This is a genomic window from uncultured Nevskia sp., from assembly GCF_903885465.1.
Classification (GTDB): domain Bacteria; phylum Pseudomonadota; class Gammaproteobacteria; order Nevskiales; family Nevskiaceae; genus Nevskia.
Genome location: NZ_CAISIQ010000188.1, coordinates 1 through 19,868, shown reverse-complemented (window position 1 = coordinate 19,868; position 19,868 = coordinate 1). Strand labels below are relative to the sequence as shown.

At 65.2% G+C, this 19,868-nt stretch carries 20 protein-coding genes and 1 pseudogene; 8 read left to right on the top strand and 13 right to left on the bottom strand.

The features are described from left to right. Window positions 1-103: 103 nt before the first annotated feature. Complete coding sequence (gene clpB, locus QZY06_RS07140; RefSeq protein WP_295682138.1) at window positions 104-2,695, bottom strand: ATP-dependent chaperone ClpB; 2,592 nt, start codon at window positions 2,693-2,695, stop codon at window positions 104-106. A 188-nt stretch (window positions 2,696-2,883) separates the two neighbouring features. Here clpB and QZY06_RS07135 point away from each other — a divergent pair, with 188 nt between their 5' ends. Next, a complete protein-coding gene (locus tag QZY06_RS07135; protein ID WP_295682135.1) occupies window positions 2,884-3,549 on the top strand; it encodes a D-sedoheptulose 7-phosphate isomerase in 666 nt (221 codons plus the stop codon). 3 nt (window positions 3,550-3,552) lie between these two features. Here QZY06_RS07135 and QZY06_RS07130 read toward each other — a convergent pair whose 3' ends face one another. After that, on the bottom strand, window positions 3,553-3,948 hold the full coding sequence (locus QZY06_RS07130; RefSeq protein ID WP_295682132.1) for a hypothetical protein: 396 nt from the start codon (window positions 3,946-3,948) through the stop codon (window positions 3,553-3,555). Window positions 3,949-4,055: 107 nt separating this feature from the next. Between QZY06_RS07130 and QZY06_RS07125 the strand changes: the two genes are divergently transcribed. Continuing rightward, the gene (locus QZY06_RS07125; protein ID WP_295682129.1) at window positions 4,056-4,790 is read left to right on the top strand and encodes an LOG family protein; all 735 of its coding nucleotides are present in this window, start codon (window positions 4,056-4,058) and stop codon (window positions 4,788-4,790) included. Here QZY06_RS07125 and QZY06_RS07120 read toward each other — a convergent pair. The 9 genes from QZY06_RS07120 to QZY06_RS07080 all read right to left on the bottom strand — a co-directional run bounded on the left by QZY06_RS07120 (window position 4,787) and on the right by QZY06_RS07080 (window position 13,350). Then, window positions 4,787-6,139, bottom strand: a complete 1,353-nt coding sequence (locus tag QZY06_RS07120; RefSeq protein WP_295682126.1) for an ATP-binding protein — start codon at window positions 6,137-6,139, stop codon at window positions 4,787-4,789. The genes QZY06_RS07125 and QZY06_RS07120 overlap by 4 nt on opposite strands. A 16-nt stretch (window positions 6,140-6,155) precedes the next feature. After that, window positions 6,156-6,833, bottom strand: coding sequence for a response regulator transcription factor (locus QZY06_RS07115; protein ID WP_295682122.1), 678 nt, complete (start codon window positions 6,831-6,833; stop codon window positions 6,156-6,158). 33 nt (window positions 6,834-6,866) lie between these two features. Next, entirely contained in the window at window positions 6,867-7,151 is a 285-nt protein-coding gene (locus QZY06_RS07110) for a hypothetical protein (protein ID WP_295682119.1), read from the bottom strand. A 47-nt stretch (window positions 7,152-7,198) separates the two neighbouring features. After that, entirely contained in the window at window positions 7,199-7,747 is a 549-nt protein-coding gene (locus tag QZY06_RS07105) for a glycine zipper 2TM domain-containing protein (protein WP_295682117.1), read from the bottom strand. A 133-nt stretch (window positions 7,748-7,880) separates the two neighbouring features. Beyond that, on the bottom strand, window positions 7,881-9,167 hold the full coding sequence (locus QZY06_RS07100) for an MFS transporter (protein ID WP_295682114.1): 1,287 nt from the start codon (window positions 9,165-9,167) through the stop codon (window positions 7,881-7,883). 18 nt (window positions 9,168-9,185) lie between these two features. After that, window positions 9,186-10,583: a short-chain fatty acid transporter gene (locus QZY06_RS07095; RefSeq protein ID WP_367275579.1), complete on the bottom strand. Its 1,398-nt coding sequence runs from the start codon at window positions 10,581-10,583 to the stop codon at window positions 9,186-9,188. A 148-nt stretch (window positions 10,584-10,731) separates the two neighbouring features. Then, a complete protein-coding gene (locus QZY06_RS07090; RefSeq protein ID WP_295682110.1) occupies window positions 10,732-11,739 on the bottom strand; it encodes a hypothetical protein in 1,008 nt (335 codons plus the stop codon). A gap of 76 nt (window positions 11,740-11,815) precedes the next feature. Continuing rightward, window positions 11,816-12,640: a TIGR00266 family protein gene (locus QZY06_RS07085; protein ID WP_295682107.1), complete on the bottom strand. Its 825-nt coding sequence runs from the start codon at window positions 12,638-12,640 to the stop codon at window positions 11,816-11,818. 86 nt (window positions 12,641-12,726) lie between these two features. Continuing rightward, window positions 12,727-13,350: a TetR/AcrR family transcriptional regulator gene (locus QZY06_RS07080; RefSeq protein WP_295682104.1), complete on the bottom strand. Its 624-nt coding sequence runs from the start codon at window positions 13,348-13,350 to the stop codon at window positions 12,727-12,729. Window positions 13,351-13,506: 156 nt separating this feature from the next. Between QZY06_RS07080 and QZY06_RS07075 the strand changes: the two genes are divergently transcribed. From QZY06_RS07075 to QZY06_RS07065, 3 genes are read left to right on the top strand one after another with little or no spacing between them, the layout of a single operon-like run. Then, window positions 13,507-14,706 carry an O-succinylhomoserine sulfhydrylase gene (locus tag QZY06_RS07075; RefSeq protein ID WP_295682101.1) on the top strand — a complete coding sequence of 400 codons (1,200 nt, stop codon included), beginning with the start codon at window positions 13,507-13,509 and terminating at the stop codon, window positions 14,704-14,706. A 4-nt stretch (window positions 14,707-14,710) separates the two neighbouring features. Next, window positions 14,711-15,334: a CoA pyrophosphatase gene (locus QZY06_RS07070; RefSeq protein WP_295682098.1), complete on the top strand. Its 624-nt coding sequence runs from the start codon at window positions 14,711-14,713 to the stop codon at window positions 15,332-15,334. Next, window positions 15,331-15,732, top strand: coding sequence for a MazG nucleotide pyrophosphohydrolase domain-containing protein (locus QZY06_RS07065; RefSeq protein ID WP_295682095.1), 402 nt, complete (start codon window positions 15,331-15,333; stop codon window positions 15,730-15,732). Before QZY06_RS07070 ends, QZY06_RS07065 begins: the two co-directional genes overlap by 4 nt. Before the next feature lie 90 nt (window positions 15,733-15,822). Here the strand turns inward: QZY06_RS07065 and QZY06_RS07060 are convergent, their stop codons facing one another. Further along, the gene (locus QZY06_RS07060; protein WP_295682093.1) at window positions 15,823-17,145 is read right to left on the bottom strand and encodes a TRZ/ATZ family hydrolase; all 1,323 of its coding nucleotides are present in this window, start codon (window positions 17,143-17,145) and stop codon (window positions 15,823-15,825) included. 101 nt (window positions 17,146-17,246) lie between these two features. Between QZY06_RS07060 and mtnA the strand changes: the two genes are divergently transcribed. The 3 genes from mtnA to QZY06_RS07045 are packed head-to-tail and all read left to right on the top strand — an operon-like array spanning window position 17,247 to window position 19,686. Continuing rightward, on the top strand, window positions 17,247-18,257 hold the full coding sequence (mtnA, locus tag QZY06_RS07055; protein WP_295682090.1) for an S-methyl-5-thioribose-1-phosphate isomerase: 1,011 nt from the start codon (window positions 17,247-17,249) through the stop codon (window positions 18,255-18,257). Further along, the gene (locus QZY06_RS07050; protein ID WP_295682086.1) at window positions 18,254-18,778 is read left to right on the top strand and encodes a gamma carbonic anhydrase family protein; all 525 of its coding nucleotides are present in this window, start codon (window positions 18,254-18,256) and stop codon (window positions 18,776-18,778) included. Before mtnA ends, QZY06_RS07050 begins: the two co-directional genes overlap by 4 nt. 47 nt (window positions 18,779-18,825) lie before the next feature. Beyond that, window positions 18,826-19,686, top strand: a complete 861-nt coding sequence (locus QZY06_RS07045; protein ID WP_295682084.1) for an N-acetylmuramoyl-L-alanine amidase-like domain-containing protein — start codon at window positions 18,826-18,828, stop codon at window positions 19,684-19,686. Here the strand turns inward: QZY06_RS07045 and QZY06_RS07040 are convergent. Further along, window positions 19,683-19,868, bottom strand: a pseudogene (locus QZY06_RS07040) (ParA family protein); the annotation flags it as partial. The gene QZY06_RS07045 and the pseudogene QZY06_RS07040 sit on opposite strands and share 4 nt — an antisense overlap.

Here is a 19,868-nt window from a genome sequence, read left to right as displayed (position 1 = left end):
GGCCGCGCCTGTGCTGCGGCGCCTGCTCAGGATTTAACGCGGTTCAGGCCACGCCGGCAATCGCAGCCCGCACCGACGTGTTCGTTCCTGTGCGGGCCGTCGATCAGGCGGCGCGATCAAAGGCCAGTGCGTCGTCGCGCAGTTCGACCTTGACCGTGTCGCCGGCTGCGAACCGGCCATCGAGAATGAGGCGCGCGAGCGGATTCTCGACCAGCGTCTGGATCGCGCGCTTCAGCGGCCTTGCGCCATACACCGGGTCGTAGCCGGCTTCGGCGAGGCGTCCCAGTGCGGCTTCGCTGAACTCGATGCCGATGCCGCGCTCGGTCAGGCGCTTGCGCAGGCCCAGCGTCTGGATGCTGGCGATCGAGCGGATCTGTGCCGCCGCCAGCGGCCGGAACACCACGGCCTCGTCGATGCGGTTGATGAACTCCGGCCGGAAATGCTGGCCGACGACATTCATCACGCCTTCCTTGATCGCCGCATAGTCGTCGCGCGTCGCGGCATTGCCCATGAGGTCCTGGATCAGCTGCGAGCCGAGGTTCGAGGTCATCACCACCACGGTGTTGCGGAAGTCGACAGTGCGGCCCTGGCCATCGGTCAGGCGGCCGTCGTCGAGTACCTGTAACAACACGTTGAAGACGTCGGCGTGTGCCTTCTCGACTTCATCGAGGAGGATCAGCGAATAGGGTCGCCGACGCACGGCTTCAGTCAGATAGCCGCCTTCGTCATAGCCGACATAGCCCGGAGGCGCGCCGATCAGGCGGCTCACGGAATGCTTCTCCATGAACTCGCTCATGTCGATGCGGACCATCGCGTCCTCGCTATCGAACAGGAAGCCGGCCAGGGATTTGCACAGCTCGGTCTTGCCGACGCCGGTCGGGCCCAGGAACAGGAACGAGCCGATCGGCCGATTGGGATCGGACAGGCCGGCGCGGCTGCGACGGATCGCATTGGCGACCGAAGTCAGCGCTTCTTCCTGGCCGACGACTCTCTGGCGCAAGGTGTCTTCGAGGCGCAGCAGCTTGTCGCGCTCGCCTTCGAGTAGCTTGCTGACCGGGATGCCGGTCCAGCGGCCGACCACTTCGGCAATCTCTTCCTCGGTGACGCGGGTGCGCAGCAGTTCGAACTTGGTCTGCGTGGTCGCGCTGGCCGCCGCCAGCTTCTTTTCGAGTTCGGGAATCTTGCCGTACTGCAGCTCGGCCATCTTGGCGAGATCGCCCGAGCGGCGCGCCGCTTCGAGTTCGACCTTGACCCGCTCCAGTTCTTCGCGGACACCGGCGCTGCCGGCGACGCTGGCCTTCTCGGCTTTCCACTTCTCTTCGAGATCCGAGTACTCGCGCTCGAGCTTGGCGATCTCGGCCGTCAGCGTTTCCAGCGAGCGTTTGGCGCCTTCGTCGGTCTCGCTCTTGAGCGCTTCGCGCTGGATCTTGAGGCTGATCAGGCGACGTTCGAGACGATCCATCGACTCCGGCTTGGAATCGCTTTCGATGCGTACGCGCGATGCGGCTTCATCGATCAGATCGATCGCCTTGTCCGGCAGGTTGCGGTCGGTGATGTAGCGGTTGCTGAGCTTCGCGGCGGCGATCAGGGCGCCGTCGGTGATCTCGACGTTGTGATGGGTTTCGTAGCGATCCTTGAGCCCGCGCAGAATGCCGACCGTGTCTTCCACGCTCGGCTCGCCGACCAGCACTTTCTGGAAGCGGCGCTCGAGCGCTGCGTCTTTCTCGACGTACTTGCGGTACTCGTCGAGCGTGGTCGCGCCGATGCAGTGCAGCTCGCCGCGGGCGAGGGCGGGCTTGAGCATGTTGCCGGCGTCCATCGAGCCTTCGGCCTTGCCGGCGCCGACCAGGGTGTGAATCTCGTCGATGAACAGGATCACCGTGCCGTCGGTCTTGCCGAGGTCGTTGAGCAGCGCTTTCAGGCGCTCCTCGAACTCGCCGCGGAACTTGGCACCGGCGATCAGCGCGCCGAGATCCAGCGACAGCAGGCGGCGGTTCTTCAGGCCTTCCGGCACTTCGCCATTGACGATGCGCTGGGCCAGGCCTTCGACGATCGCGGTCTTGCCGACGCCGGGCTCGCCGATGATCACCGGGTTGTTCTTGGTGCGCCGTGACAGCACCTGGATGACGCGGCGGATTTCCTCATCGCGGCCGATGACCGGATCGAGCTTGCCGGCCATCGCACGCGCAGTGAGATCGACCGTGTACTTCTCCAGCGCCTGGCGCTGTTCCTCGGCGTTCGCGGAATCGACCTTCTGGCCGCCGCGCATCGCGTCGATTGCCCGCTCGATGCCGTCCTTCTTCGCACCGGCGTCGCGCAGCAGCTTGCCGAGCGCGCTCTTGTCTTCGGTCAGCGCCAGCACGAACAGCTCGGTGGAGATGAACTGATCCTTGCGCTGCTGGGCAAGCTTGTCGGTCAGGTTCAGCAGGCGCGAGAGATCGCTACCGACGCTGACTTCGCCGGTCGGCGTGCCGATCTTCGGCAGATTGTCGAGCAGCGCGCCGAGCTTGCCGCGCAGGCCATCGACAGCAACGCCGCCTTGTGCGAGCAGTGGCAAGGTCGAACCGCCTTCCTGCTCGATCAGCGCCTGCAGCAGATGGGCGGGATCGATCTGGTTATGGTCGCGCCCCACGGCAAGGCTCTGCGCATCGGCGAGCGCCTGCTGGAAGCGGCTGGTGAATTTTTCCATTCGCATGGTGGGAACCTCGTGTGAGTCTTGCTTTGTAAGTCTGGAGGGGACGGATTGCCTGCAAGCTGCGGACATTGCTGCGGCTTTCAAGCCGCTTGAAAGTGCGCGCGGCGGCGCCATCATCCGCCTATCCGGTTGGCGGCCTCCGTGCGGTCCACGCCTTACAATCCGGAACCCACTCAGCCTCGACCCGGATGAACACCAGCCTCGATCCCACTGCTCCGCCGGATGCTGCCTTCCCGACCCGCGTGCCGGTCACGCCGGCGTCGATCGCTGCTTATGTCGCCGATTCGATCGCGGTGAAGCAGCAGTTGCTGGCCGATAGCGCGCTGCTGGCGAAGATCGCCGAGGTGGTCGGCCTGTGCATCGCCACCTACCGCGCCGGCGGCAAGATTCTGGTCGGCGGCAATGGCGGTTCGGCGGCCGATGCCCAGCACCTGGCGGCGGAACTGGTGGCCCGTTTCGAGTACGACCGGCCGGGTCTCCCGGCGATCTCGCTGAGCACCGATACTTCGGCGCTGACGGCGATCGGCAACGATTACGGCTACGAATTCCTGTTCGCTCGCCAACTCCAGGCGCTGGCGCGTCCCGGCGATCTGTTCGTCGGCATCACCACGTCGGGCAACTCGAAGAATGTGCTGAAAGCCTTCGAGGTAGCGCCGCAACTCGGCGTCACCCGCATCGCGCTATGCGGCAGCGGTGGCAAGGCCCGCGACATCGCCGAACACGCGCTGTGCGTGCCGTCCACGCACACGCCGCGGATTCAGGAATGCCACATCCTGATCATCCACATCCTGTGCGCGCTGCTCGAGGAAAACCTGTTTCCCGAGCACAAGGCGCCGAAGCCGGCTGTGCTCTGAAGCTCAGGGATTCCGATTGGTCGGCAGACGCTTCTCGAACTCGGCGCGCTTCATTTCGGTCTCGACCCGGGCGTCGTTATCGACCGGCTGATTCTGCTGGGGCGTGATCAGGTAGACCGCGGTGTCGAGCACCTTTTCGACCAGCGACGGTGGAGGTGGCGGCACGGTGTTGTCGCAGCCCAGACAGGGGCCGCCCTCCATCAGCTGGCGAAGTTTGCGGTCCGATTCCTCGAAAGCATTGAGCTTGCCGCGCACGGTCACTTCCGGGAGCTGAACCGTCGGACTGGTCGGTTCCTCGGGCGGATGCAGGTCGAGCGCGGCGCTGGTCCCTACCGGCAGCAACAGGGCGACCAGGGTTCGCAGGGTGTGGCGCAAAGCGGGCCTGAACGCATCCTGCATCGAGGTCTCGTATCGGTGTCGCGGTAACGGCGAGGCATCGTCATAAAGCGACTTTCCGCTATCGTTACAGGCCACCGACCCGAACACAAAAAGGTATCGCTACAAAAATGACCAAGGCCTACAAGAATCAGGAATTCCTGCTGAGCGACGAAGCGCGCGGCGTGCGCATGCTCTGCGAGTACCTGGAGCCCAAACAGCGTCTTGAAGCGGCCGGCGTCAAGCGGGCGATCATCCTGTTCGGCTCGGCGCGCACGCGCCGCCTGCAACCGGCAGCAGGTACGAGTTCGACGCCTGATTACTACGCCTTGGCCGCCGATCTCGCCGAGCGTTTTGCCCGCTGGACCACCGACAACCACGAGGGCGACGAGCGCTATTTCCTGTGCACCGGCGGCGGTCCCGGAATCATGGAAGCCGGCCACGAAGGCGGGGCGCGGGTCGATCGCAATCTGAACATCGGCTTCAACATCTCGCTGCCGTTCGAGCAGCACATCAATCCGTTCGTGAAGGAGGACCACTCCTACGAATTCCACTACTTCTTCATGCGCAAGTTCTGGTTCATGAACGTGGCGGAAGCCTTCGTGGTGTTCCCCGGCGGTTTCGGCACGCTCGACGAACTGTTCGAAGCGCTGACCCTGACCCAGACCGGCAAGGCGCGGCCGATGCCGGTGGTGCTGTTCGGCAAGGAGTTCTGGGACGGCTTGATCAACTTCGATCGTCTGGTCGAACGCGGCCTGATTTCGCGTGCCGATGCCGATTCGCTGGTGATGGCCGAGACGGTCGATGAAGCCTTCGATGCGATCGTCAACGGCCTGGCCCAGCCGAAGCGTCCGCGCCGAACCTAGACGGACAGCGTTACCGTCACCCGCGCGCCACCGAGCGTTTCAGCTTTTCCGAGCGCAATGCCGCCGTCATAGAGCTTGACCAGTTCGGCCGCCGCACCCAGGCCGATGCCCTGGCCGGGTGTCAGGCTGTCGGCACGGACGCCGCGGCTGAGCAGTTTGTCGGCATCGTCGGGAAAGCCAGGGCCGTCGTCGTCGATCAGCAAGGTCAGCATCCGCTGCTGGATCGTCGCCGTCAGACGGATCTCCGTGCGGGCGAACTTGGACGCGTTGTCGAGCAGGTTGCCGAGCAGTTCGTAGAGATCGCCCTCGTCGGCGCGTACCCGCAGCAAGTCCGGCACATCGATCGTGAAGCGCAGCGACTTCGCCGCGTAGACCTTGGCCAGCGCGCCGGCGATCTTGTCGGCCAGCGGCTTGATCGCCACCGGCTCGGCCAAGGTTCGACGGCCAGCGGCGGCAGCCTTTCGCAACTGATGATTGGTGATTTCCTGCATGCGATCGACCGGATCGCGCAGCTTGTCGCGGGCATCGGTCGCCAGGGTTCGGTCATCGACCAGGCCACGCAGCACCGCCAGCGGCGTCTTCAGCGAATGGGCGAGATCGTCGAGCGCGTTGCGGTAGCGCTGCTGCTGGTTGCGCTCGGCGGCGATCATGGTATTCAGGCCTTCGGCCAGCGGCGTCAGCTCGGTGGGATAGACCGCATCGATTCGTGACTGCTGGCCGGATTCGACGCCGCGCAGCTCGCGCACCAGCTTGCGCAGCGGCGACAGCCCCCAGCCGAGCACCAGCACCTGGACGATGATCAGCACCACGCTGGCGCCGCCGAGCCAGATCCACAGCAGGTTGCGGAAAGCATGCAGCTGGACGTTGTAGTCGTTCTTGTCTTCCATCACCGCTACGGTGTAGCGCTGCGGTTTCGGCTTGGCCGAGAACAGGCGCAGGCCGCCGTTGTCGCTGACCCAGCGGATGCCGTAGGTGCTGGCGAAGCGGTCGTCGAGTTCGGTGAACAGGCTGGCGCCGACATCCGGGGCGAGCAGTTCCGGCACCTTGCCGGCGAAGCTGGGACTGCGCCAGATGACTTTGCCGGAGGCGTTGAAGATCAGCGCTTCTAGCCCGGACTGCACGCGCGTCAGGCGTGGATCGGGCAGAGCGCCGACGCTGATCGTCAGTTGATCGCGGTCATTGGCATCGGCGGCACCGAGCAGCGCGAAGATCATGCCCTGCTGCTTGTCGCGCTGCGCCTGCAGCGCACTGCCGCGAAACGCCTGATCGAGACCGGCACCGCAGAGCAGCATGAAGCCCATCAGCACCAGGGTGGCGACGACCAGCAGGCGGGTGCGTAGCGATTTCATCGCCGACGGACCGCCGTCACGCGCGCGGCAGGTTCCAGCGGTAGCCGCTACCGCGCTGGGTGGCGATCGGGTTCAGCGTGCTGTCCGGATCGAGCTTGGTGCGCAGGCGGCGGATGAACACTTCGATGACGTTGGAATCGCGTTCCTCGTCCTCGTTGTAGAGGTGCTCGGTGAGCGTCGATTTCGACACCACTTCGCCGGCGTGCATCACCAGATACTCGAGCACCCGGTACTCGTAGGCGGTGACTTCCACCGCCGCACCGCTGAGGCTGACCGTCTTCGAGGCGGTATTCAGAATGATCGGGCCGGATTCCAGCTGCGGCGAACTCCAGCCGCCGCTGCGGCGGACCAGCGCACGGGCTCGGGCCAGCAGTTCTTCCTTGTGGAAGGGCTTGACCAGGTAGTCGTCGGCGCCGGCTTCCAGACCTTCGACCTTGCTCTGCCAGCCGTCGCGGGCGGTCAGGATCAGGATCGGATAGCTGCGGCCGGCCTTGCGCACCGCCTTGATGATGGCGATACCCGGCGTCTTCGGCAGACCGAGATCGATGATGGCGATGTCGAGCGGATATTCGACGGCCATGTACTGGCCTTGTTCGCCATCGGCAGCCGAATCGACGGCATAGCCCTCGTCGCTCAGGTGGCGGCAAACCTGCTCGCGCAGGGCGGGATCATCCTCGACGACGAGCGCACGCATCGACAGCTCCAGGCAAAGTGAAGGGTGAAGGTTCTACTGGACGTAGACGACGCGGACTTCGCCATCGCGCAGCAGTTTCACACGATAGCCGTTGCCGCTCGGTTCCACCGACAGCACCCGGCCGCCGCCGTTCTGATTCTGCGCCTGGCGCGCGGCTTCGTTCGGGCTCAGACCACCGCGCGGCTCGGCATCGCGATTGTCGCGGCCCGGCGCCAGGAAGGGCGTATCGAGCCGCAAACCGCCACGCCGGTCCGCCGACGCGGGCTCGCTGCCGAACAGGCCGGCAGCGAGCACGATCATCAGGAGGGCAGCGCGCATCAATGGCTTCCGGGCTGGAGTGGAGTGATGGTTGAGCTTATTGGCGATCAATACGACGCCGGGCGAACGTTGACCTCGACGGCGATACGGTCACCCGGGTCATACGGCAGACGGGTGTCGTAAATGCGGCCGTGGTAACGATAACGCACGTCATAGCCATCAACACGCTGTTCGTAACGCGAATCCTGCACCGTGGTGCAGCGTTCCTCGTAGCCATAGCTCGGCTCGCGATAGCCGCCGCCATTGTTGCGGCCGATGCTGGCACCGGCGCTGGCGCCGACCACTGCACCGGCCGCAGTCGCAAGCGCACGGCCCGAACCCTGGCCGAAACGGTTGCCGACCACGCCACCGACCACCGCACCCAGTACCGCACCGACGCCGCCGTTGTTGCGGCCGCCGCGATAGCCATCGTCATAGACGACTCTTTCGTCGCGGCATTCCTCGCGCGGCACGGTCACGCGCACTTCGCGATAGATCGGACGGGCATCGACCACCTCGGCGTACTCGACGCCATCGTCATGACGGCCAGCCTGCGCGGCAGTCGAAGTACCCAGTACGGCAATGGCAGTCAACAGCGCGGTCAGCTTGGTGTTCATGTCTGGTGTTCCTCGGATGGACGTGACGGATTCCGGCACGGTGCGAGGGTCAATCTACGCAGCGTTCCTGAATTGAGGCTGAACCTTTTCGCAGTTCTCCTTCCCCCGCAAGCGAAGGAAGGAGCAAAAGCAATCAGTCCTGGTCCAGCCGCGAACGGTTGCGGGTTTCCGGCAAACGGAGATAGACGGCGAGCGAAACCGCGATCATCGCGCTGACATACCAGTAGAAACCGGTCTCGCTACCGATGCCCTTGAACCACAACGCCACGTACTCGGCGGTGCCGCCGAACAGCGACACGGTCAATGCATAAGGCAGGCCAACGCCGAGCGCGCGGACGGCGACCGGAAACAGCTCGGCCTTGACGATGGCGTTGACCGCCGTATAGCCGCTGACGATCACCAGGCCGGTCAGCATCAGTGCGAACGCGGTCCAGGCGTCGCTGGCCGTGGCCAGCGCACCGAGCAGCGGCACGGTGCCGAGACTGCCGCCGACGCCGAAGAAGATCAGCAGCGGCCGGCGGCCGATCTTGTCGGACAGCGCGCCGAACAGCGGCTGCAGCAGCATGTAGACGGTCAGCGCCGCCGCCGAGATCAGCGTTGCATCGTCCTTGCTGAAGCCGCCGGTGTTGACCAGGAACTTCTGCATGTAGGTCGTGTAGGTGTAGAACGCCAAGGTGCCGCCGAGCGTCAGACCGACCACGGTCAGCACTTCGCGCGGATGCTCGCGCAGCAGCCGACGCAGTGGTGCGCGTTCGGGTGCCGCCTGCTTGGCGAAGCTTTCGGTTTCGTGCAGGCCGCGGCGCAGCCACAGTGCGGCCAGCGCCAGCAGACCGCCGATCACGAACGGGATGCGCCAGCCCCAGGCATCGAGTTCGGCTGGCGTCAGCAGCCAACGCTGCAGGCTGATCAGCAGCGCCAGCGCGGTCAGCTGGCCGAGGATCAGGGTCACGTACTGGAAGCTCGACCAGAAGCCGCGGTGTTCCTTCGACGCGACTTCACTCAGATAAGTCGCCGAGATGCCGTACTCGCCGCCCAGGCTCAGGCCCTGCACCAGCCGGCAGATGACCAGGATGATCGGCGCGGCGACGCCGATCTGCGCATAACCCGGCGTCAGCGCAATGGTCAGCGAGCCGGCGCACATCATCAGCACCGACAGCAGCATCGCTGCGCGCCGTCCCTTGCGGTCGGCGAGGCTGCCCATCAGCCAGCCCCCGAGCGGCCGCATGAAGAAGCCGAGCGCGAAGATGCCGGCGGTGTTCAGCAACTGTGCAGTCGGATCGCTGCCAGGGAAAAAGGCTTTCGAGAAATACAGCGCGAACGCCGAGTAGGCGTACCAGTCGTAGTACTCGACGAGGTTGCCGATCGAGCCGCTGAAGATCGCCCGGAAGCGGGCGCGTGGCGTCATCGGCGATGTGTTCATGGCATTGGGTTCATGGCTTCAGCCTTCAGGAAACTTTGGCGGCACGTAGTCCAAGGTCAGACCCAGCGCCCAGAGCAGCAACAGCACCACCGGCAGATGGATGATGAACTGCAGGAAGGTGTAGCCGACGATGTCACGGACCTTCAGCTTGACGATGCCGAGCAGCGGCAGCATGAACAGCGGATTGATCAGGTTCGGCAGCGCTTCCGCCGCGTTGTAGATCATCACGCTCCAGCCCAGATGCACCTTCAGCTCGTTGGCCGCCTGCATCACGTACGGCGCTTCGATCAGCCATTTGCCGCCGCCCGAGGGCACGAAGAAGCCGAGCGTCGCCGAGTACAGGCCGATCACCGCCGGGAAGCTTTCCTTGGTCGCGATGCCGGCGAAGAAGGTCGACAGATGGCTGGCGATGGTCGCGCCGTCCGGCGCTTTCGCGGCGGTCAGCACCATGGCGATGCCGGCGTACAGCGGGAACTGGATCATGATCCCGGCCGTCGACGGCACCGAGTGGGTCACCGCATCGAGGAAGCGGCGCGGCGTACCCTGCAGCAGCAGGCCGATGACCAGGAACAGGAAATTGTAGGTGTTCAGATTGGCGATGCCGGCAACGAAACCACGCGCGGCGAACTCGCCCCACAACCAGGCGAGGCCGAGCAGCGCCAGCGCCCAGTTCAGCCAGGGACTGTGCTCCGGCCGCTCGCCGGGCCGCAGCACCCGGGCCGCTGCAGCCTGCGGCAGCGAGACATCGATGCCGAGCTGCGTGGCGGTCTGCGCCAGGGCCGGCGCCGGAGCCGAACGCACGGCGATCAGCCAGGACATCGCGACGATGACCACGGTCATCAGCAGCGACTGCCACAGGAAGATGGTCTGCGTGAACGGAATGACGCCGGTGATCGCCAGCAGCTCCCGGCTCATGCTCGCGGCATTGGCCTGGAACTGCGCGGCGGTGGACGACAGGCCTAGCGCCCAGACCGCACCCAGGCCGAGATAGCCGGCGGCCGAGGCGGCGCGATAGTCCATCGGCAGATCGTGGCGCCGGGCCAGTGCCCGGACCAGCAATCCGGCGGCGACGAAACCCAAAGCCCAGTGCAGCAGCGACAACGCCATGCAGGTCATCGCCACCAGGCCGACTGCGCCAGGGCCGGTCTTCGGTTGTGCGGCGAGCTTTTCGATCAGCCGCGAAACCGGTGGCGACAGCGCCACCACATGGCCGCCGATCAGCACGTAGCAGACCTGCATCGTGAACGGGATCAGCGACCAGGCACCGTCTCCGAAAGCCTTGACCGTTGCTGCCGGCGTGGCGCCGATCGCGAGTGCGGCAGCACAGACGATCAGCACCGCCGAGACCGAAAATACCCAGGCATCCGGGAACCAGCGTTCCGACCAGGCGCAGAAGCGCCAAGCCAGTCGCGACATCGGATTGCCTGGATTCACGCCTACTCCCATTTCCGGGCATCGTCGATCGCGACGCCTCGTTGATCGCCGCGATGATAGCGGCGCAAGCAGCGACTCAACGAAAAAACGCGCCGGGGTTAGCGGCGCGTCGTTCGAAGCAAGCAGCTATTTACTGAACAGCCTTGCCAGTGAAATAGGCCTTGCGGATGTCGCGACCGCACTGGACGCTGGTCCAGTAGGAATTGGCCCGCAGCTGCTCGCGGGCAACGATGCCGTAGGTAGTCTTGTCCTTGGAAATCCAGGGATAGAAACCGAGCAGGCCGGGCGACGAGAAGCTGCCGTCGCCAGTGCGCGGGTCATCTTCCACCCAGTGGTTCAGGCTGTAATGCCAGGCTTCCTTGACCGGGCTGGTCAAGGCACCCGGGCAGCTGCCGGGCAGGGTGCAGACGGCGTCCTTGCCGAGGAATTCCTTCATCCGCAGCTGGCCGTTGATGATCTTGCGCAGGAAGCCGGCATAGCCTGCCGGCGTGCCTTCCATGCCGCCGGCCGGCTGCGGCTTGTCGTAGACCAGGCCGAGATCTTTGCCGAGATAGCTCTGCACTTCGCTCGTCATCTGCGCGGCATTGAAGCCGCCGAGGCCAAGATCGATCGCCAGCTTCTGGTCATGACCGCCGCCGTACGAGAACTTGCCGACCGCCGACGAATCCTGCTCACCGTTGCTGCGCGAGGTCATGCAGGACTCCGCCGTGCGGCTGAGCAGACAGGCGATCGGATTGAACTTGACCAGGCCGGAACGCATGGTCAGCGCCTGCACGGTGCGGTCATCTGGCTGCTTGTCCTTGCCGATCTTCTCGAGCACGTAGGCACCCCAGATGAACTTCGATGCCGAAGCGATCTTGATGGTCTTGTTCGGTGCGTATTCGTCACCGACCGAGCCCGAGACCACGGTGCCCTTGCCGTCACCGACCTCCCAGTAGAAATCGCCGATCGCCTTGCAATTGGCACTGCCGTTGGCGGTGGCCGTTGCGGCGGCATTCGGGCCGGAGCTGGCGGCGGCCGGTTCGGCCTGCACGGACGGCGACGAGCAGCCGATCAGGCCAGACAGCGCGAGGCCGATGGCCAGCAGCGGACGGCTGGGAAGCAGCGGCACAAGCAATTTCGAGCGAGGTGGATTCACGGTGACTCCAAGGGACGGGGATCAGGGATGGGACGGCGCTGCGTTTCAGACCGCGGACGGTCGCTGGCGGTTCAGCTTACTCGTCACTGCCCAGCAGGCCGCCGAGCAGACCGCCGCCGACCAGGCCGCCACCGACGCCACCGAGCAGCGAACCTTCGTCGCGCGAACGGCCGCCCATGGCCGGTGCTGCCATGACGATGCGATTGGCCATCCGCGACAGCGGCAGCGACTGCAGCCAGATCCGGCCCGGGCCCTGCAGCACCGCATAGAACAGACCTTCACCAGAGAACAGCGCCGACTTCAGCTTGCCGACGTACTGGATGTCGAAATTCACACTCGGCTGCATGGCGACGATGCAACCGGTGTCGACTCGCAGGGTTTCACCCGGCGCCAGGGTGCGCTCGTACAAGGTGCCGCCGGCGTGGATGAAGGCCAGGCCGTCACCGTCGAGCCGCTGCATGATGAAGCCCTCGCCGCCGAACAGGCCGACGCCGAGCCGCTTCTGGAAGGCGATGCCGATCGCCACACCCTTCGCGGCGCAGAGGAAGGAATCCTTCTGGCAGATCAGGGTGCCGCCGACATCCGGCAGATGCACCGGCACGATGGTGCCCGGGTAGGGCGCGGCGAAGGCGACCTTCTTCTTGCCCATGCCCTGGTTGGCGAACACCGTGGTGAACAGGCTTTCGCCGGTGACCAGACGCTTGCCGGCACCGGCCAGCGAACCCCAGAAGCCTTTGTTGGCCTGCGAGCCGTCACCGAAGATGGTGTCCATGACGATGCCGTCTTCCATGAACATCATCGCGCCGGCTTCGCCGATCGCCGCTTCGTTCGGGTCCAGTTCGATCTCGACGAACTGCATGTCTTCGCCGTACAGCTTGTAATCGATCACATCCATGGCCATGGGTCTTGCTCCTTGGGCTGGCTTGAAAGGGAGTGCTGGACGGATTGTGCCGCAAGCCCGTGCCGCCGAGATGACCGGGATAGCGCTCAGAACTGCGGCAGCAGGCCGCGCTTGTCGTAGGCGCGGAACAGCGTGCGGGCCAGCACGCCGAGGGTGCGGCGGACCTCCTCCGGCGTCGCATGGCGCAGCGGCAGCACCACGGCTTCGACGATCGAGATGATCGCCCGCGACATGTCGTCGAGATCGTCACCGAAATCGAAATGACCCAGCTCGACGCCGCGCGCCAGCACGCTGCGGATCACTTCCACCGAACGCGCTTCGAAAGCGCGTTGACCGGCGGCGAGTTCAGCGGTGTCGGGGCTGTCCGGGATCAGCCAGTAGCCGGCGATGCCATTGCGTACCAGCGGGTCCTGGAGCAGCCGGCTGATGCCGTTGAACAGCGCCAGCACAGCCGCCACCGGATCGGCCTCGGCCCGCATCACATCGAAAATGTAGCTGTCGAACAGGGCGTGCAGCCGGCGCAGGCAGGCCAGATAGAGCGCTTCCTTGCTCGTGTAATGCCAGTAAAGCGCGCCTTTCGACAGCTTCGCCGCCGTCGAGATGTCGCCGATCGATACGCCGTCATAGCCATAGCGGCCGAACAGGTCGAAGGCGCAATCCTGGATCGCTTTCAGCGTGTCGAACTGTTCGTGTGCGGGTTTGCGGGCCATGGGCTGAGGTGAGAAGCGTCGGCCAATTATCACGAATGGGCGGCATCGCTGCAGCGCCTGTCGGATTGGCCGCCCGAGGAGGATCGAGGCAAGCCATTCGGCGGTAAACTTGCGTGCTGGCCAATCCGCCAGTTTCCTCGGCATCACCGCACCGGCATGAACGATTTCACCAAGTGGGGCCCTTCGACGCTCGGCATCCGCGCGGCCGAGCCGCGTACCGGGGAGATGGAGCACTCGGCGGCACTGCATCTGACCTCCTCGTTCGTCTACACCAGTGCGGCCGAAGCGGCGGCGGTGTTTGCCGGCGAGAAAAAGGGAAACGTCTATTCGCGCTTCACCAATCCCACTGTGCACGCGTTCGAGGAGCGCCTGGCGGCGATGGAAGGCGGCGATGCCTGTGTGGCCACCGCCAGCGGCATGTCGGCGATCCTGTCGATGTGCATGGCGTTGCTGAAGGCCGGCGATCACATCATTGCTTCGCGGACCCTGTTCGGCGCCACGATCAATCTGTTCAACAATGTGCTCGGCAAGTTCGGCATCGACACCACCTTCGTCGATCCCAGCGATCTGAACGCCTGGGGTGCGGCGCTGCGTCCGAGCACCAAGCTGTTCTTCGTCGAGACGCCGAACAACCCGCTGACCGAGATCGCGGACATCCGCGCGCTGGCCGACATCGCTCACGGGGCCGGCGCGATCCTGTGTGTGGACAACTGCTTCCTGTCGCCGGTGCTGCAGCAGCCGCTGAAGCTCGGCGCCGATCTGGTCGTCCATTCGGCGACCAAGTATCTCGACGGCCAGGGCCGTTGTATGGGCGGCGCGGTAGTCGGTGATGCCCAGCGCGTCGGCAAGGAGGTGTTCGGCTTCATGCGCACCGCCGGGCCGAGCATGAGCCCGTTCAATGCCTGGGTGTTCCTGAAAGGCCTGGAAACCCTGGGCCTGCGGATGCGCGCGCACTGCGAATCGGCGCTGGCACTGGCGCAGTGGCTGGAAACCCAGAAGGGCATCCGCCGGGTGTTCCATCCGGGTCTCGCCAGCCATCCGCATCACGAACTGGCCAAGCGCCAGCATCTGAAGGTCAGCCCCGGCGGCATCACCGGCTTCGGCGGCATTGTCTCGTTCGAGGTTGAGGGCGGCCGTGAGGCCGCCTGGAAGGTGATCGATTCGGTGCAGATGCTGTCGATCACCGCCAACCTCGGCGACACCCGAACCACGATCACCCATCCGGCAACCACGACGCACGGCCGCATCTCCGCCGAAGCTCGCAAGCTGGCCGGTATCACCGAAGGCCTGGTGCGGGTCGCGGTGGGTCTGGAAAACGTCGAGGACATCATCGCCGACCTGTCGGGCGGCCTGTAAGACGATGGATGTCGCGGCACTTGCGAAACTCCGGGCGCGGCTGGCTGGTAGCAACGAGGCGCAGCGGCCGGTTGCGCGCCTCGATCTGCCGCTGAAGCTCGACTACCTGCTCAGCGAAAGTGCCGTCGCGCTGCTCAAGCCGGCGGCGGTGCTGGTGCCGATCATTCGCCGCTCGCACGGACACACCGTGCTGCTGACCAAGCGCGCCGATCATCTGCGCCAGCACAAGGGCCAGATCAGTTTTCCCGGCGGCCGTCGCGATGCCGGCGATGTCAGTCTCGCCGCGGCGGCGCTGCGCGAGGCGCATGAGGAAGTGGGCCTGCCGCCGTCATCGGTGCAGGTGATCGGCTATCTCGACGATTACCCGACCATCACCGGCTACCGGATCACCCCGGTGGTCGGTTACATCGAGGCTGATTTCGTCGCCGCGCCGGAACCGGGCGAAGTCGCCGAAGCCTTCGAGCTGCCGCTGGACTGGATCACCGGCGACAACCGCTTCGAGCGCAAGGAAATGACCCGGATCGGCGTGACCATGCCGTTCCTCGAACTGAAGTTCGGCGAGCACGCGATCTGGGGTGCGACGGCCGGCATCTTGTGGAACCTGCGCGAGCAGTTCGGCCACGGATGAGCGAGCCGAAAGTCGAGCCGTTTGCAGATGCGCTGCAGCTGCAGGCCGATGCCGCGGCGCAGGGTTTCGACTGGGATGATCCGCAAGGCCTGTGGGACAAGCTCGCCGAGGAAATCGCCGAGCTGCGCGAGGCTGACAACGCGGCGCATCGTCAGGAAGAACTCGGCGATCTGCTGTTCATGATCGCCAACATCGCCCGACATCTGCAGCTTGATCCGATCGCCGCACTCACTGCGGCCAACGCCAAGTTCCGCCGCCGCTACGGCCATGTTGCCGCCCATCTCGATGGCCTGGCACCGCTTGGTGATCCGCGGCGCCTCGTGGAGATGGAAGCGCTGTGGCAGGACGCGAAGCGGATCGAGAAGGCTCAAGCGTTTCCGAGTCCGACTGATACCTAAAAGACATCGTCATGCCCGCGCAGGCGGGCATCCAGTTTTCGCCGTTGCGCACCGCATCAGAACCGGATTCCCGCCTACGCGGGAATGACGTTAAACCCGAGGCCTTATCTTCTCTCGCCACTCGGCCGCCTTGGCGAGCACCGCCGGCTCATCGAGAGTCAACAGCCGGCGATCGCGCATCAGTGCCTTGCCAGCGACATAGACATCGGTGACCTGATCGCGGCCTACCGCGTAGGCGAGGATCGAGATCACGTCGTAGACCGGCGTCGTCGAAGGATGATTGAGATCGATGGCGATGAAATCGGCGGACTTGCCGGCCACCAGGGAGCCGATGTCGGCGTCCAGCCCCAGGGCTTTCGCGCCGTTGAGCGTGGCCATTTTCAGCGCCTGCGCCGCCGGCACCGCGCGCGGATCGCCGGACGTGCCCTTGGCCAGCAGCGAGGCCGTGCGCATTTCGGCGAGCAGGTCGAGATCGTTGTTGCTGGACGGACCATCGGTGCCGAGCATGACGTTGGCGCCGGCGGCGATCAGCCTGGCGATCGGCGCAATGCCGCTGGCCAGCTTCAGGTTCGACTCCGGGCAATGGGCGATGTTGACGCCGAGCCGGCCGCAGTCGGCGATCTCCTCGTCAGTCAACTGGGTCATGTGCACGGCGATGAAATCGGGGCCGAGCAGGTCCAGCGACTTCAGGCGCTCCCAGGGCCGGCGACCATCGGCGGCCACCGCGCCATTCACTTCATCGGCGGTCTCGTGGACGTGCATGTGGATCGGCAGGCCCATCTCGGTGGCCAGTTCGCGAATCCGCAGCAGCGGCGCGTCGGACACCGTGTACGGCGCATGCGGCGCAAACGCGGCGCGTAGCAGCGGCTGCAGGCGGATGTCGTTCTCGTAGACATCGAGCCCCTTGCGGATGTACTCGTCGGCGTTCGCGGCCCAGGCGGTCGGGAAGTCGATCAGCAGCAGGCCGATCACCGCGCGCATGCCGGTCTGGGCGGCGACTTCGGCGGTGGCGTCCGGGAAGAAATACATGTCGTTGAAGCAGGTCGTGCCGCCGCGAATCATCTCGGCCGCAGCCAGCCGCACGCCGTCGACGCAGAACGCACGCGATACGTGCGCACCTTCGGCCGGCCAGATGTGGTTGTTGAGCCAGTCCATCAGCGGCAGATCGTCGGCAATGCCGCGCAGCAGGGTCATCGCCGAATGGGTGTGGCCGTTGACCAGGCCGGGCATCACCGCGTGGTCGGCCAGCACCAGGGTGTCGCGCGGCGCGTAGGTCTGGCGCGCGAAGTCAGCCGGCAGGATTTCCAGGATGCGGCCGCCGTCGACGGCCATCGCATGGTCTTCCAGCACCTGGCCTTCGGGTTCGATGGTCACCAGCCACTTCGGGAATACCAGCAGATCGATCGCTTGCATGAGCTTGGACAATGAATGGGATGGCCCAGTTTCGCAGGTCGGGCAGAGCGCGTGTCTGCTCGGACGATAGAATGCCGGTCCCGCAATCCTGATCGATCCGCATGAGCCACAACTCGAACACCGTGCAGGCCATCCAGTGGCAGGACGGCGTACTGCGCCTGCTGGACCAGCGCCTGCTGCCACTCGAAGAGCGCACCATCGACTGCCGCAACGCCGAGGACACCGCTTCCGCGATCCACGAGATGGTGGTGCGTGGCGCGCCGGCGATCGGTATCGCAGCAGCCTTCGGCTTGGTGCTCGCGGTGCGCGCCGACCCGACCTTGTTCGATGCCGCCGAAAAGGTGCTCGCCGAATCGCGTCCGACCGCCGTCAACCTGCACTGGGCGCTGCGCCGCATGCGGGCAATCTGGGCGGCCTCGTTCAATGTCGACGAGCTGGAAGCCGAAGCCGTTGCGATCTTCGAGGAAGATCTGGCCCAGAACCTGAAGATGGCCGAGTTCGGTGCGGCGCTGATCGCGCCTGGCTCGAAAGTGCTGACTCATTGCAATACCGGCGCGCTGGCCACTGGCGGCCACGGCACCGCGCTCGGCGTGATCCGCACCGCGTATGCGCAGGGCCGCATCACCCAGGTCTACAACACCGAAACCCGCCCCTGGCTGCAGGGCGCGCGGCTGACCGCCTGGGAGCTGATGCGCGAAGGCATCCCGGCCAAGCTCATCGCCGATGGTGCCGCCGCCCATCTGATGAGCACGACGAAGATCGACTGGGTGATCGTCGGCGCTGATCGCATCGCCGCCAACGGCGATACCGCGAACAAGATCGGCACCCATATGCTCGCCGTCGTCGCCCGGCATTACGGCGCGAAGTTCATGGTGGTGGCCCCCAGCGGTACCTTCGATCTGAGCATGGCCGATGGCAGCGGCATCCCGATCGAGGAACGCACCGCCAAGGAACTGACCGAGTTCAAGGGCTCGCAGATCGCACCAACCGGCATGCAGGCCTTCAACCCGGTGTTCGACGTGACGCCGGCCAGCCTGATCGACGCGATCGTCTGCGAGCGCGGCGTGGTGAGCCCGCCGAGCACCGCGGCAATCAAGGCACTCATCGGATGATCTATCAGCTCGAAAATCGAGTTCCGCAATTGGCGGACAGCGCCTGGATCGCCGACAACGCCGTGGTCATCGGCTCGGTGGTGATGGAAGCCGGCAGCAGCGTCTGGTTCAACTGCGTGGTCCGCGGCGATAACGACCTGATCACCATCGGCGAGAACAGCAATGTGCAGGACGGCTCGGTGCTGCATACCGATACCGGCTTTCGCTTGAGCATCGGCCGCGACTGCACGATCGGCCATCAGGTGATGCTGCATGGCTGCACGATCGGCGAAGGCACGCTGATTGGCATTCAGAGCATCGTGCTGAACGGTGCGGTGATCGGCAAGAACTCGATCGTCGGTGCCGGCAGCGTGGTGCCGGAAGGCAAGACCTATCCGGACAACGTGCTGATCCTCGGCAGCCCGGCCGTGGTCAAGCGCGAGCTGTCGCCGGCCGAGTACGGGCGCATGCGCCACGGTGCCACGCATTACGTGCAGAACGCGCGTCGCTATCGCGATCATCTGAAGCCGTTCGTGCGCTGATGGCTGGGTTTCGATCAGTCCTGAGTATTCTGGCGTTCAGCCTGAGCTTGATCAGTGGCGCAACGGCTGCCGATGCGCCGCTATCCAGCGCCGATCAGGCGAGCTTCGATGCGATCGTTACCGACCTCGCGCCAACGGCAGGAAACACGAATTGGACGGCCTTGCTGCAGGCGATCGCGACCCATCCGAAGCTGGTCGATGCCCGCTACGAATCGGCGCCGCTGGATCGGGACGCCAAGGGAATCAGCGAACCGCTGCGCGCCGGCTTCGATGGCTTCGATTGCGTCACCTATGTCGAAACCGTGCTGGCATTGGCCCGCTCGATAGCGAAAGGCAAGGTTACTGCCGCCGCTTATGCCGACGAGCTGTCGCGCCTGCGTTACGGCAACGGCGAGCCCGGCTTCTGCGCGCGCCAGCATTACTTCAGCGATTGGGCCGAGCTGCAGGCCAATGCCGGCGTGCTCGACGAAGTCACCACCAGCATCGGCGGTGACGCCGCCAACCTGGCAACCATCCGCCTGACCCACGGTTTCGATTACCTGAGCCGCAACGCCAACAAGACTGCCGCGCTGATCGGTGCGCCGGAGCGCCTGGCTTGCGTGCTGGCGCAGGAAAAGAGCCTGTCGGATCGCGATGACGGTACGCCGTACATCCGCGCGACCAGTCTGGCGAAGGTCGCCGACGGCCTGCAGCCCGGCGACATCATCGCCTGGGTGGCCGATGTGCCGGGCCTCGACGTGATCCACGTCGGCCTGGTGGTCACTCGCCCGAGCGGCCGGCTGGAACTGGCGCAGGCCTCGCAGCGCAATGGCGCGGTCGTGGTGTCGCCGGATCTGCTGCGCTACGCCGCCAGCCTTCGCCAGCAGCGTGGCGTGCGCGTGTTCCGGCCGCGCGACCCGCGTCGCTAGCGGCCTAGCGAATCGAACAGCGCGATGTATTCCTGAGTCACCCGGTGCGTCGGGTCGAGATGGATCATCGGCTTGTGCAGCTCATGCGATTCTTTGACTCGCACCGATGACGACAGCGAGGCATCGAGCAGTGGCTGGCCTTCGGCCTTCAGTTCGGCGACCACGCGCTGCGGCAGTTTGGC